This is a genomic window from Enterobacter sp. CRENT-193 (assembly GCF_002787395.1).
Lineage (GTDB): Bacteria > Pseudomonadota > Gammaproteobacteria > Enterobacterales > Enterobacteriaceae > Enterobacter > Enterobacter hormaechei_C.
Genome location: NZ_CP024812.1, coordinates 2,394,572 through 2,407,573 on the forward strand (window position 1 = coordinate 2,394,572; position 13,002 = coordinate 2,407,573).

Genomic DNA, 13,002 nt, shown 5'->3' on the forward strand with positions numbered 1-13,002 from the left:
CACCTGCAGGAGAAAAGAATGTCATCACTCAGTAAAGAAGCAGCCCTTGTCCATGAAGCGCTGGTTGCGCGCGGTCTTGAAACGCCACTGCGCCCGCCCGTGCAGGAGCTGGACAATGTTACCCGCAAGCGTCTGATCGCCGGCCATATGACGGAGATCATGCAACTGCTGAATCTCGATCTGAGCGACGACAGCCTGATGGAGACGCCGCACCGCATCGCGAAGATGTACGTCGACGAAATTTTCTCCGGCCTGGATTACGCGAACTTCCCGAAAATCACCGTCATTGAAAATAAGATGAAGGTCGATGAGATGGTGACGGTACGCGATATCACGCTGACCAGCACCTGCGAGCATCACTTTGTGACCATCGATGGTAAAGCGACGGTGGCCTATATTCCAAAAGATACGGTCATTGGCCTGTCCAAGATCAACCGCATCGTGCAGTTCTTTGCCCAGCGTCCGCAGGTGCAGGAACGTCTGACGCAGCAGATCCTGACCGCACTGCAAACCCTGTTGGGGACTAACAATGTGGCGGTGTCTATCGACGCGGTGCACTACTGCGTGAAAGCGCGCGGCGTGCGTGATGCTACCAGCGCAACCACCACCACTTCGCTGGGCGGCCTGTTCAAATCGAGCCAGAACACCCGCCAGGAGTTCCTGCGCGCCGTGCGTCACCACAACTAATCAGACAGGGCAGGGACCATGGAGCGAAACGTCACGCTCGATTTTGTTCGCGGCGTCGCCATTCTCGGTATCCTGCTGCTGAATATCAGCGCCTTCGGTCTGCCGAAGGCCGCCTATCTGAATCCTGCGTGGTATGGCGACATCACGCGTAGCGACGCCTGGACGTGGGCAATCCTCGATCTCTTTGCACAGGTGAAATTCCTGACCCTCTTTGCGCTTCTGTTTGGCGCGGGACTTCAGCTTCTCCTCAAACGCGGTACGCGCTGGATCCAGTCGCGTTTAACGCTGCTGGTTATCCTCGGTTTTATTCACGGGCTGCTTTTCTGGGACGGCGATATTCTGCTCGCGTATGGTCTGGTGGGCCTGATTTGCTGGCGGCTGATCCGCGACGCACCCGGTGTGAAAAGCCTGTTTAACACCGGCGTGATGCTCTATGTCATGGGACTGGCCGTGTTATTGCTGCTTGGCATGATTGCCGATGATTCCACCAGTCGTTCATGGATCCCGGATGCGGCCAACCTGCAATATGAGCAGTTCTGGAAGCTGAAAGGCGGCATGGAAGCGATCGGCAACCGGGCCGATATGCTCGGCGATAACCTGCTGGCGCTGGGCGCGCAATACGGCTGGCAGCTGGCGGGGATGATGCTGATGGGTGCAGCCCTGATGCGCACCGGCTGGCTGAAAGGGGAATTTAGCCTGCGACACTATCGTCGTACGGGTGCAGGGCTGGTGCTGCTCGGCGTGATCATCAACCTCCCGGCGGTGATGATGCAGTGGCATCTACAATGGGATTACCGTTGGTGTGCGTTCCTGTTGCAGGTGCCGCGCGAACTGAGCGCGCCGTTCCAGACCATTGGCTATGCGGCGCTGATCTATGGCTTCTGGCCCCAGCTTTCTCGCCTGTGGATCGTCAGTGCGGTGGTCTGCGTTGGGCGGATGGCGTTAAGCAATTACATCCTGCAAACGCTGATATGCACCACGCTTTTCTACCGATTCGGCCTGTTTATGAAATTCGATCGCCTGACGCTGCTGGCGTTTGTTATTCCGGTCTGGATTGTTAACGTGGTGTTTTCAGTTGTCTGGCTGCGTTTTTTCCGTCAGGGCCCGCTGGAATGGGCATGGCGACAGTTAACCGCTCGTGCTTCGGGCGTGTCATTGCGTAATACATCCAGATAACGATCTGGATCACAATCATTAACAAAACGGATGTAAGCGTTTTCATCTGTGTGAGCTTCTTCACGTAGTCTCCTCTCTCTCGCTGCCAGAATAGCCACCTTGCTAAACACAGGGGGTGTCTGTGAGTTGTTGCAATCCTTTAAAGGGTGGTGAATATGATCACCATTCGTGACGTCGCCCGCCAGGCGGGTGTTTCTGTTGCTACTGTCTCCCGTGTGCTGAACAACAGTGCGCTGGTCAGCCCTGAAACGCGTGAAACCGTAATGAAAGCCGTGACCCAGCTGGGGTACCGGCCAAACGCCAATGCCCAGGCGCTGGCGACGCAGGTCAGCGATACCATTGGCGTAGTGGTGATGGACGTGTCGGACGCTTTCTTCGGCGCGCTGGTCAAAGCGGTGGATGTGGTTGCCCAGCAGCACCAGAAATATGTGCTGATTGGCAACAGCTATCACGAGGCTGAAAAAGAGCGTTATGCCATTGAGGTACTGATCCGCCAGCGCTGTAACGCCCTGATTGTGCACTCAAAAGCCCTGAGCGATGAAGAGCTGGCCGGGTTTATGGAGCAGATCCCCGGCATGGTGCTGATCAACCGTATCGTCCCCGGCTACGCGCATCGCTGCGTCGGTCTGGATAACATCAGCGGCGCGATGATGGCGACGCGGATGCTCATCAGCAACGGCCATCAGCGCATAGGTTATCTGGCTTCCAGCCACGGTATTGAAGACGACATGATGCGCCGCGAGGGCTGGCAAAACGCCCTGAAAGAGCAGGGCATTGCGCCGCTGGAAAGCTGGGTGGGTACCGGTTCGCCGGACATGCAGGGCGGTGAAGCGGCAATGGTTGAACTGCTGGGGCGTAATCTTCAGCTGACGGCCGTGTTTGCCTATAACGACAGCATGGCGGCAGGTGCGCTTACCGCGCTGAAAGATAATGGCATTGCGGTGCCGCAGCATTTATCGCTGATCGGTTTTGATGATATCCCGATTGCCCGTTACACCGATCCGCAGCTGACAACGGTGCGTTACCCTATTGCGTCGATGGCGAAACTGGCGACAGAGCTGGCGTTACAGGGGGCGGCAGGACTGTTAGATCCTGACGCAACGCATTGTTTTATGCCGACTTTAGTACGCCGCCATTCGGTCGCTATCCGACAAACTGTGGCTCCGATCACTAACTGATAACATCACGTGATGTAACCGTTTTCAATCTGTGAGTAAATTCACAGTATCTTAACAAGCCGCTGTCTATGATGTCAGCGTTTTAGGGGCTGAAACACAATGTAACGGTGATTATTCACTTTTACCGTTATCGCAATGCCTCAAACAACGAATAAAACGCATTTCTGGAGCGTTACCGAACACGGAAGCTGGACATTTTATAAGTGAACTTCGGCGATCAGTAACGTTTTATTAACATCTGCCCGCCGACCGTTTTTCACAAGAACTACCCTGCATAAAAAAAACCGGAGATACCATGAATAAGAAGGTGTTGACTCTGTCTGCTGTCATGGCAAGCATGCTTTTTGGCGCAGCAGCACACGCAGCGGATACCCGTATTGGCGTGACTATCTATAAATACGACGATAACTTCATGTCCGTTGTGCGTAAAGCAATTGAAAAAGATGCTAAATCAGCGCCAGACGTGCAGCTGCTGATGAATGACTCCCAGAATGACCAGTCCAAACAGAACGATCAGATTGACGTTCTTCTGGCAAAAGGCGTTAAAGCGCTGGCTATTAACCTGGTTGACCCGGCTGCGGCAGGCACGGTGATCGAGAAAGCGCGCGGCCAGAACGTGCCAATTGTCTTCTTCAACAAAGAACCTTCCCGTAAAGCGCTGGACAGCTACGACAAAGCGTATTACGTGGGTACCGACTCCAAAGAGTCCGGGATTATCCAGGGCGATCTGATTGCGAAACACTGGGCGGCGAACCCAAACTGGGATCTGAACAAAGATGGTCAGATTCAGTTCGTTCTGCTGAAAGGCGAACCGGGCCATCCAGATGCTGAAGCACGTACCACCTACGTTATTAAAGAGCTGAACGACAAGGGCCTCAAAACCCAGCAGCTGGCGTTAGACACCGCAATGTGGGATACCGCTCAGGCGAAAGATAAGATGGACGCGTGGCTGTCCGGCCCTAACGCCAACAAAATTGAAGTGGTCATTGCCAACAACGATGCGATGGCAATGGGTGCGGTAGAAGCGCTGAAAGCACACAACAAATCCGCGATTCCTGTATTCGGTGTGGATGCCCTGCCAGAAGCGCTGGCGCTGGTGAAATCTGGCGCTATGGCCGGTACCGTACTGAACGATGCCAACAACCAGGCGAAAGCCACCTTCGATCTGGCGAAAAACCTGGCCGATGGTAAAGGTGCCGCTGACGGGACTAACTGGAAAGTTGACAACAAAATCGTTCGCGTTCCTTACGTGGGCGTAGACCAGTCCAACCTGGCTGAGTTTATCGGTAAATAAGTTATCTGCATTATCTTCACTGGGCGCAATTCGTTGCGCCCTTTTATAACGCGATATGCGAGGCCAACAAGGTATAATTATGGTCAGCACAACTACTCAGTCGTCCGGTGAATACTTGTTGGAAATGACCGGTGTCAATAAGTCATTCCCCGGTGTTAAGGCGCTCGATAATGTTAATTTAAAAGTTCGTCCTCACTCTATTCATGCATTAATGGGTGAAAACGGTGCGGGTAAATCAACATTATTAAAATGCCTTTTTGGGATCTATCAAAAAGATTCTGGCAGCATTCTTTTTCAGGGAAAAGAGATCGACTTCCATTCAGCGAAAGAAGCGCTGGAGAACGGTATCTCGATGGTACACCAGGAATTAAACCTGGTCCTGCAACGTTCAGTTATGGATAATATGTGGTTGGGTCGTTATCCAACCAAAGGTGTCTTTGTCGATCAGGATAAAATGTATCGCGACACCAAAGCCATTTTTGATGAGCTGGATATTGATATCGACCCGCGCGCCCGCGTCGGGACATTATCCGTTTCCCAGATGCAGATGATCGAAATTGCCAAAGCGTTCTCCTATGATGCGAAAATTGTGATCATGGATGAACCGACATCGTCATTAACGGAAAAAGAGGTTAACCACCTTTTTACCATTATTCGTAAGCTGAAAGATCGCGGTTGTGGCATTGTCTATATCTCACATAAAATGGAAGAGATCTTCCAGCTGTGCGATGAAATCACCATCCTGCGCGACGGCCAGTGGATTGCCACCCAGCCGCTGGAAGGGCTGGACATGGACAAGATCATTGCCATGATGGTTGGCCGTTCTCTGAACCAGCGCTTCCCGGATAAAGAAAACAAGCCAGGCGAAGTGATTCTGGAGGTGCGTAACCTGACCTCGCTGCGTCAGCCGTCTATCCGCGATGTCTCTTTCGATCTGCACAAGGGGGAGATCCTTGGCATCGCAGGGCTGGTGGGCGCTAAGCGCACCGATATCGTGGAAACCCTGTTTGGTATCCGTGAGAAAGCCGAAGGCACCATTACGCTGCACGGTAAGAAAATCAACAACCACAACGCCAACGAAGCCATTAATAATGGCTTTGCGCTGGTGACGGAAGAGCGTCGTTCCACCGGTATTTACGCTTATCTGGATATTAACTTTAACTCGTTAATTTCTAATATTCGCAATTACAAAAACAAGGTCGGGCTGCTGGATAATTCCCGCATGAAGAGCGATACCCAGTGGGTGATTGACTCCATGCGCGTGAAAACGCCGGGCCACCGCACGCAAATTGGCTCACTTTCGGGAGGAAACCAGCAGAAAGTCATTATTGGTCGCTGGCTATTAACCCAGCCTGAAATTCTGATGCTGGATGAACCTACGCGCGGTATCGACGTGGGTGCAAAATTTGAGATTTACCAGCTTATCGCAGAGCTGGCGAAAAAAGATAAAGGGATCATTATTATTTCTTCCGAAATGCCGGAATTGTTAGGGATCACAGACCGTATTCTGGTTATGAGCAATGGTCTCGTTGCCGGTATTGTTGAAACCAAAACGACAACGCAAAACGAAATTTTGCGTCTTGCGTCTTTGCACCTTTAAGATCAGGGGCTCCTCATGAGTGCGTTAAATAAAAAAAGTTTTCTCACTTATCTGAAAGAAGGCGGTATTTACGTTGTTCTTTTAGTCTTGCTGGCGATTATTATTTTCCAGGACCCTACGTTCTTAAGTCTGCTGAACTTGAGTAACATTCTGACCCAGTCTTCCGTACGTATTATTATCGCGCTTGGCGTGGCGGGGCTTATCGTTACCCAGGGGACTGACCTTTCGGCAGGGCGCCAGGTGGGTCTGGCGGCGGTCATTGCGGCAACCCTGTTGCAGTCGATGGAAAACGCCAACAAGGTATTCCCGGAGATGGCGACCATGCCGATTTTCGTGGTGATCCTGATCGTGTGTGCCATCGGCGCGGTAATTGGCCTGATTAACGGCATCATCATTGCTTACCTGAACGTGACGCCATTCATCACTACGCTTGGCACGATGATCATCGTTTATGGTATCAACTCCCTGTACTACGATTTCGTCGGCGCGTCTCCAATCTCTGGCTTCGACAGCGGCTTCTCGACCTTCACGCAGGGGTTTGTTGCGCTCGGCAGCTTCCGTCTCTCCTATATCACCTTCTATGCGCTGATTGCGGTGGCATTCGTCTGGATCCTGTGGAACAAAACCCGCTTCGGTAAAAACATCTTTGCTATCGGCGGTAACCCGGAAGCGGCGAAGGTCTCCGGGGTCAACGTGGCTCTGAACCTGCTGATGATTTATGCCCTGTCCGGGGTCTTCTACGCCTTCGGCGGGATGCTGGAAGCAGGCCGTATCGGCTCTGCAACCAACAACCTCGGCTTTATGTACGAACTGGATGCGATTGCGGCCTGCGTGGTTGGCGGCGTCTCCTTCAGCGGCGGCGTGGGTACCGTGCTGGGCGTGGTGACCGGTGTGATCATCTTCACCGTTATCAACTACGGCCTGACCTACATCGGTGTGAACCCGTACTGGCAGTACATAATCAAGGGTGCGATCATCATCTTCGCGGTTGCCCTGGATTCACTGAAGTACGCGCGTAAGAAATAAGCGCTGGAATGAAAGAACCCGCAGCGATGCGGGTTTTTTTATGAGAAAAGTGAAGCGATAAGCGATTTTGAAACGGGCACTAGTCCGGTTTGAAGCCCAAAGGGTTTAAAGATTTTATTTATGACGTCAGCGGAATAATTGCCTCTGTTATTTTCTACATCCGACAATGTTTTCCGGGATACGCTGACCAGCTTTGCATATTCATCCTGCTTCAGCCCTAACACCTCGACCCTGAGCCTTTTCAGCGCCTCTCCCTGTGTGATTTTCCCCAGCAAAATGTCCCGTATGGCTGCATGCAGTACAGCCTGGCGATCGAGAGTACTAATCCGCGTTAAGCCTTGTGTAACGCGTTGCCTCTTCACTACCGATGGCTTATCCGGCTCTTCCGCCTCGTCATGATGTCGCTTTTTATTTACGCTGCGTACTTGAGCTAATGTCTGTAAAAGCTCTGATTCAGCTTCATTAGGTGTTTTCATAATAAACCCCAACGGGAAAGTTTATCCGGGATGTAGCGAAAACCCATCGCGGGCATTTCCATTATCTGTTCGGGAACGCCTCGCGCCGCCAGCCTTTCTGGGAGATCAATAAGCTGAACGGCTGTTTCATGCAGAGCATCAAGTAATGTTGCGGGAGGGATCCACTCCGCCAGCGTTTGTGCGATAGTGTTGAAATTATAATCCCCCCCTGATTCGCAAGATAATGACCACTTCAGGGTTCTTGGTATCCCTTCAGGATCGGCTTTCATCGGCGCAAAGTCATATACAGGGGAGAGCATAATTTGATTTTCAGCCTTCACAAAGGCGGTATTTCGCCCATGGTTGTCACTATTTCCAAAAATAATATTTAGCAGATCGCGACGCACCCATTCTGTTACAAATCCCGGAATATCAAAATGATAACCCTGCTGCTGGACCATATGGCTGGAGGTGATTTTATTAATTAACGCGCGCAACGTTGTCTCATGATCAAGGAGGGTGCCGGGTGCCTTTTGTAATAGCGAATACACCGATTCCATACCCAGCCTGACCAGTTGGTCCTGCTCATTTCTCACTATGTCAAAACGCGGTAACCACAGAGACGGGTAATGGCTACCTTCTTCAAGGCGCATTGTTTCCACTGGGATCGTGGAAAAACCCATCGCGTTAAGCTCATGATAATAATGGAATTCAGCTCGCAGAATATTACAATCCACTTCTGTCCTGTTACCGCGTGGATATTTAACCAAATAATAGCGGTCCCGGTTATCCGGCTCGTTTTGCCAGGTATCGATCCAGATGGCATCAGTTTCACTACAGCGCAGCAAAAGTTTAGGCGCTTCACCGCCAGCACCGGTTGCACCACCCGCCGCCGCGCCTCTTTCCTGGGCATAATCCAGAAAATCGGCCGCACGATCGATGACGTCCGCAACCGTAAACGTTTTAGTGCTGGCGAATTTATTCCATTCTGGGACGGATTCCTTTATGCGCAAATTCCCCACAGGGGACATTGTGCCAAATTTCAGCAATAAGAAATTTTGCTGGCCAACGGGTAACTCACTGATGTCGAGCGCATTAATCCAGTAACGGCGGCTTGCTCCGGCGGGAATGATATCGTCGATAAATCGCAGCCAGCCCGGTTGGCCATGGTCATCAAAAAAAAGTGATACAGGGTGATTGACTGAGACTGCGTGAAAATCATCATAGTCGAGAAAATTAATCGCATACTCAGTAAGATAGTCTAACTGCGTGGTATTCCAGTCTTTTTTTTCACTTCCAGGATATTTGATGAGAGCGATATCCGTCCATGTTTCGTTCAGATATGCCTGTACGGTTAACGTCTCCATCTCACCTCCATAACGCGACAATGTGTAAAATATTACTCATAGTCAGTGATAAAAACAAGTATTGCTACTTATATCACTCATTAGGTATCTAAAAAGAGAGTAATGCGTTTTATATCACGCACTGTAGATCTGGATTACTTCTTCTGAATTTCCAGCAACTGCTCTGGCGTTACCGCCGGATAACCCTGCGCATCCTCCGGCACTTCGTGCATCGTTGGGATCGGCACCAGCGGGCCTAAAAAGCGCGGTTCACGTTTGAACAGGTACAGGTCAGCCAGCGCGCCGAAACGGGCGCCAAACTCACGCACGCGCACGCTCAGCATATCTTTTGGCGATGGCACCGCATAACACTGCGCCTGAATGCCCATATGCAGGGCGATAAACAGCGCCCGCTCGCAGTGGAAACGCTGGGTAATGATGATGAAATCATTGGTGTCGAACACCTTGCGGGTACGCACGATGGAATCAAGCGTGCGGAATCCGGCGTAGTCGAGCACGATATCGGCCGGGTCGACGCCTGCGGCAATAAGATCTTTGCGCATCGTCACCGGCTCGTTATAGCTTTGCAGCGCGTTGTCGCCGCTCAACAGCAGATAGTTCACCTTGCCGCTGTTATAGGCGTTCAGCGCGCCCTGAATACGATACCGGTAATACTGATTTATGACGCCGGTGCGGTAATACTTGGCGGTGCCAAGCACCACGCCAACCTGACGGTAGGGGAGGTCCTGTAGGTCATCAAAAATGTAGGGGGCTGTTTTCCAGCTCATCCAGCGGTCGAGACCCAGCACGATCAACAGCAGTATGCCGACCAGGACAGACAGGCTGTAAAACACGCGCTTTAACATGCAGATGGCTCGTACCGATGATGAAATTTCCCTCAGGCTACTGTACCCGCCTGGTTAGCGCAAGAAACAGCGATTCAACTGAGGGGTTTTTCGTCAGACTGGCGGGCAACTCTGCCCGCCGAACAGATTATGCCAGCAGCACGCGGTCAATGGTTGAACAGCCCAGCGCTTTCAGCGTGGCTGCGGTCGCGTCCCACTGGATCAGCGGCGCATCGGCCTTTTCAGCCAGGATTGCGCGCTGAATATCCGGGTAGTCATACCCGTTCAGGCTAAGCAGGTTCAGGGCGCCCTGAAGCGGAGGCAGCGTCGGGTTAAACGCGGCGTTCTCTGCGTAACTGCCGGTGAAGATGCGGCCGTCGCGGCACTGAAGGGCGACGCCGCTTGGAGATTTGCTGTATGGCGTGTGGCTTTTATTGGCGGCGGCAATGGCCGCTTCGCTCAGCTCATCCCCTGAGAGCGCATAACCGTGGTCCTGCTCGTCCATCAGCAGGGTTTTGATCTCAAGATCTTTCGGGCCGAAAGCATCCGGCAGGTAATCACTCAGCGTATGCGGTGCGCGTCCCGGCAGGTTGATACGCAGTTCAAGACCGCTGTTCAGCTCATTCATAAACTGGCGGCAGTGGCCGCAAGGGGTATAGTTGACGGTGATGGCGCGCAGGGCTTTTTCGCCGCGTAGCCAGGCGTGACTGATGGCGCTCTGCTCCGCGTGAACGGTTTGCTGCATGGTCGCACCGAGAAACTCCATGTTTCCGCCGAAGTACCAGGTCCCGCTCACACCGCGCGCAATTGCGCCTACGTTAAAATGGGAAAGATCAGCGCGGGCGCAGGCAGCCGCCAGGGGCAGCAGGGCGAAAGCCAGCGCGTCTTCGTCCAGCCCCGTTGCCTGTTTAAGCGTCGTGACCTGATCTGCCGTCAGCAGGGCGGGGAAATGCGCATCCGCCAGAACCGGAGCCAGGGCTGATTGCAAATTCTCTGCAAGCTGAGAGAAAGCAGCTTGAAAACGTGGATGCATGACGTTGCCTCATCAAGGTTAATGGATCGGTAGTGTACGGAGCCGTACGGCCTTTATATGTGATCCAAATCTCATTATGTGTGCAACTTATGAAATGAAAATGAAATTTGCGCGACGCATCGCAAATTTTAGCCCATTACTGCCAGAATAATCGGGAAGATAAACGGCGCGACCAGGGAAGTGATAATCCCGCAGATCACCAGCGCCAGCGAGCTGAATGCCCCTTCCTGATAATCGAGTTCCGCGCAGCGTGCGGTGCCCAGCGCGTGCGAGGCGGTACCCATCGCCAGACCGCGTGCCGCTTTGGTACGAATTTTCATGATATTCAGCAGCGTATGACCAAACACCGCGCCCAGGATACCGACGAAAATCACGCACACGGCGCTGATGGCCGGAATGCCCCCGATGCTGCCGCCCACGGCCATGGCAATCGGCGTGGTGACGGATTTAGGCAGGATAGAGGCGGCGATCTGCGGCGATGCGCCCATCATTAAGGCCACCGAGGTGCCGGTGATCATCGCAACAAGGCTCCCCACGAAGCAGATGGTTATGATGGATTTCCAGCGCGCGCGGATCTGATGCAGTTGCTCATATAAAGGAAACGCCAGCGCCACCACGGCAGGCTGCAACAAATCGTTAAGGATCTTGCTCCCGGCGAAGTAACGCTCATAAGAAATGCCGGTGAGCAGCAGAAAAGGAATAATCACCACCATGGCGACCAGCAGCGGGTTGAGCAACGGCATTTTGAAACGCACCGCAAGCTTACGCGCAGCAAAGAACACCACCAGGGTTAACGGCAGGGACCACCAGATATTCGCCATCATTTTTTTGTTTTCTCCCCGACGACCTTACGTTCGCCATGCACAATGTGTGAACTCCAGCTGACGACCAGGAAAACCACCAGCGTACTGATGGCGCAGGAGACCACAATCGGGCCGAACTGCGCTTTAAGCACATCGTAATACTGCATAACCCCAACGCCGATAGGCACAAAAAGCAGGGCCATGTAGCGAATGAGAACGAAGCACCCTGGGTTGACCCATTTTGCGGGCAGCACCTGTAATGCCAGCAGTACAAACAGGATCAGCATGCCGATAATGCTGCCGGGTATCGTAATCGGCAGCAGCGAAGCGATAAAAATGCCGGCGTACAGGCAGGCATAAATGAGGACGAAGGCGCGAAGGTATTGCCAGATAGTATTCAGTGATTTGCTCATGGTGAAAGTCCTTGCTGAGACGTATTCATCATACAATTAAACCTGAAAATGTGCCACGGATCACATCATGAATTTTGGGCATACCAGACATTCCGGAATGGAACGCCGGGCTTTCAACATACATAGAGAGCAGCTACTATAGCGCGTCTTTTTTCACAGGTACTCAGAATGCGTGTTTTACTGGCCCCGATGGAAGGCGTGCTCGACTCTCTCGTGCGCGAGCTGCTTACCGAGGTGAACGATTACGATCTCTGCGTGACGGAGTTTCTGCGCGTGGTCGATATGTTGCTGCCAGAAAAATCATTTTATCGTCTCTGTCCGGAACTGCATCGTCAGAGCCGCACGCCGTCCGGTACGCTGGTGCGCGTCCAGCTGCTCGGCCAGTATCCTGAGTGGCTGGCTGAAAACGCCGCCCGCGCGGTAGCGCTTGGTTCGTACGGCGTCGATCTTAACTGCGGCTGTCCGTCAAAGCTGGTCAACGGCAGCGGCGGGGGGGCGACGCTACTTAAAGATCCGGAGCTGATTTATCGCGGCGCAAAGGCCATGCGTGAGGCAGTGCCATCGCATCTGCCGGTGACGGTCAAAGTCCGTCTGGGATGGGACAGCGGCGATAAGCAGTTTGAAATTGCTGACGCGGTGCAGCAGGCGGGCGCCACCGAGCTGGTGGTGCACGGGCGAACCAAAGAGGATGGTTATAAAGCCGAGCGCATTAACTGGCAGGCGATTGGCGAGATCCGCAAACGGCTTACGATTCCGGTGATTGCCAACGGCGAAATCTGGGATTACGAGAGCGCGCAGGCCTGCCTCAAAGAGACCGGCTGTAATGCCGTGATGATTGGCCGCGGTGCGCTGAACGTGCCGAACCTCAGCCGGGTGGTGAAATATAATGAGCCGCGGATGCCGTGGGCGGATGTGGTGAAACTACTGCAAAAATACACGCGGCTGGAAAAGCAGGGCGATACCGGCTTGTATCACGTCGCGCGCATTAAACAGTGGCTGAGTTATTTGCGTAAAGAGTACGACGACGCGCTGGGATTATTTCAGGAGATCCGTACCCTACAGACGTCTGCGGATATTGCCCGGGTGATCCAGTCGAAGTCCTGAGCGAAGTGTGAAGAGTTTGCCCGGCGCGGAGCCGGGCAACGG

13 protein-coding genes are annotated in these 13,002 nt (G+C 52.9%); 7 read left to right on the forward strand and 6 right to left on the reverse strand.

Annotated elements, in window-relative coordinates; genetic code table 11:
* Window positions 1-18: 18 nt before the first annotated feature.
* From folE to mglC, 6 genes are all read left to right on the forward strand, one after another.
* Complete coding sequence (folE, locus tag CU081_RS11775) at window positions 19-687, forward strand: GTP cyclohydrolase I FolE (RefSeq protein ID WP_003859328.1); 669 nt, start codon at window positions 19-21, stop codon at window positions 685-687.
* 18 nt (window positions 688-705) lie between these two features.
* Complete coding sequence (yeiB, locus tag CU081_RS11780; RefSeq protein ID WP_003859326.1) at window positions 706-1,863, forward strand: DUF418 domain-containing protein YeiB; 1,158 nt, start codon at window positions 706-708, stop codon at window positions 1,861-1,863.
* A gap of 155 nt (window positions 1,864-2,018) precedes the next feature.
* A complete protein-coding gene (galS, locus tag CU081_RS11790; RefSeq protein ID WP_003859324.1) occupies window positions 2,019-3,041 on the forward strand; it encodes an HTH-type transcriptional regulator GalS in 1,023 nt (340 codons plus the stop codon).
* Between the two features lie 295 nt (window positions 3,042-3,336).
* On the forward strand, window positions 3,337-4,335 hold the full coding sequence (gene mglB, locus CU081_RS11795) for a galactose/glucose ABC transporter substrate-binding protein MglB (protein ID WP_003859322.1): 999 nt from the start codon (window positions 3,337-3,339) through the stop codon (window positions 4,333-4,335).
* A gap of 79 nt (window positions 4,336-4,414) precedes the next feature.
* Window positions 4,415-5,935, forward strand: a complete 1,521-nt coding sequence (gene mglA / locus CU081_RS11800) for a galactose/methyl galactoside ABC transporter ATP-binding protein MglA (RefSeq protein WP_003859320.1) — start codon at window positions 4,415-4,417, stop codon at window positions 5,933-5,935.
* A 15-nt stretch (window positions 5,936-5,950) separates the two neighbouring features.
* The gene (gene mglC / locus CU081_RS11805) at window positions 5,951-6,961 is read left to right on the forward strand and encodes a galactose/methyl galactoside ABC transporter permease MglC (RefSeq protein ID WP_003859318.1); all 1,011 of its coding nucleotides are present in this window, start codon (window positions 5,951-5,953) and stop codon (window positions 6,959-6,961) included.
* Between the two features lie 38 nt (window positions 6,962-6,999).
* Here mglC and CU081_RS11810 read toward each other — a convergent pair whose 3' ends face one another.
* The 6 genes from CU081_RS11810 to CU081_RS11835 form a co-directional block, all read right to left on the reverse strand.
* The gene (locus CU081_RS11810) at window positions 7,000-7,437 is read right to left on the reverse strand and encodes a helix-turn-helix transcriptional regulator (RefSeq protein ID WP_003859317.1); all 438 of its coding nucleotides are present in this window, start codon (window positions 7,435-7,437) and stop codon (window positions 7,000-7,002) included.
* Window positions 7,434-8,783, reverse strand: a complete 1,350-nt coding sequence (locus CU081_RS11815; RefSeq protein ID WP_022651516.1) for a type II toxin-antitoxin system HipA family toxin — start codon at window positions 8,781-8,783, stop codon at window positions 7,434-7,436. Before CU081_RS11815 ends, CU081_RS11810 begins: the two co-directional genes overlap by 4 nt.
* Before the next feature lie 134 nt (window positions 8,784-8,917).
* The gene (gene sanA / locus CU081_RS11820; RefSeq protein ID WP_003859314.1) at window positions 8,918-9,628 is read right to left on the reverse strand and encodes an outer membrane permeability protein SanA; all 711 of its coding nucleotides are present in this window, start codon (window positions 9,626-9,628) and stop codon (window positions 8,918-8,920) included.
* A gap of 127 nt (window positions 9,629-9,755) precedes the next feature.
* The gene (gene cdd, locus CU081_RS11825) at window positions 9,756-10,640 is read right to left on the reverse strand and encodes a cytidine deaminase (RefSeq protein WP_022651515.1); all 885 of its coding nucleotides are present in this window, start codon (window positions 10,638-10,640) and stop codon (window positions 9,756-9,758) included.
* A gap of 128 nt (window positions 10,641-10,768) precedes the next feature.
* Window positions 10,769-11,464 (reverse strand): CidB/LrgB family autolysis modulator, encoded by a 696-nt coding sequence (locus CU081_RS11830; RefSeq protein ID WP_003859310.1) that lies wholly within the window; start codon window positions 11,462-11,464, stop codon window positions 10,769-10,771.
* Window positions 11,461-11,856 (reverse strand): CidA/LrgA family protein, encoded by a 396-nt coding sequence (locus CU081_RS11835; RefSeq protein WP_003859308.1) that lies wholly within the window; start codon window positions 11,854-11,856, stop codon window positions 11,461-11,463. The genes CU081_RS11830 and CU081_RS11835 overlap by 4 nt, the downstream gene beginning before the upstream one ends.
* Window positions 11,857-12,024: 168 nt before the next feature.
* On the opposite strand from CU081_RS11835, the gene dusC reads away from it, so the two are divergent.
* Window positions 12,025-12,960, forward strand: coding sequence for a tRNA dihydrouridine(16) synthase DusC (gene dusC, locus CU081_RS11840; RefSeq protein WP_003859306.1), 936 nt, complete (start codon window positions 12,025-12,027; stop codon window positions 12,958-12,960).
* Window positions 12,961-13,002 lie beyond the last annotated feature (42 nt).

Coding starts and splice junctions, on each gene's coding strand:
- folE (WP_003859328.1), top strand. CDS start 19: ATGTCATCACTCAGTAAAGAAGCAGCCCTTGTCCATGAAGCGCTGGTT.
- yeiB (WP_003859326.1), top strand. CDS start 706: ATGGAGCGAAACGTCACGCTCGATTTTGTTCGCGGCGTCGCCATTCTC.
- galS (WP_003859324.1), top strand. CDS start 2,019: ATGATCACCATTCGTGACGTCGCCCGCCAGGCGGGTGTTTCTGTTGCT.
- mglB (WP_003859322.1), top strand. CDS start 3,337: ATGAATAAGAAGGTGTTGACTCTGTCTGCTGTCATGGCAAGCATGCTT.
- mglA (WP_003859320.1), top strand. CDS start 4,415: ATGGTCAGCACAACTACTCAGTCGTCCGGTGAATACTTGTTGGAAATG.
- mglC (WP_003859318.1), top strand. CDS start 5,951: ATGAGTGCGTTAAATAAAAAAAGTTTTCTCACTTATCTGAAAGAAGGC.
- CU081_RS11810 (WP_003859317.1), bottom strand. CDS start 7,437: ATGAAAACACCTAATGAAGCTGAATCAGAGCTTTTACAGACATTAGCT.
- CU081_RS11815 (WP_022651516.1), bottom strand. CDS start 8,783: ATGGAGACGTTAACCGTACAGGCATATCTGAACGAAACATGGACGGAT.
- sanA (WP_003859314.1), bottom strand. CDS start 9,628: ATGTTAAAGCGCGTGTTTTACAGCCTGTCTGTCCTGGTCGGCATACTG.
- cdd (WP_022651515.1), bottom strand. CDS start 10,640: ATGCATCCACGTTTTCAAGCTGCTTTCTCTCAGCTTGCAGAGAATTTG.
- CU081_RS11830 (WP_003859310.1), bottom strand. CDS start 11,464: ATGATGGCGAATATCTGGTGGTCCCTGCCGTTAACCCTGGTGGTGTTC.
- CU081_RS11835 (WP_003859308.1), bottom strand. CDS start 11,856: ATGAGCAAATCACTGAATACTATCTGGCAATACCTTCGCGCCTTCGTC.
- dusC (WP_003859306.1), top strand. CDS start 12,025: ATGCGTGTTTTACTGGCCCCGATGGAAGGCGTGCTCGACTCTCTCGTG.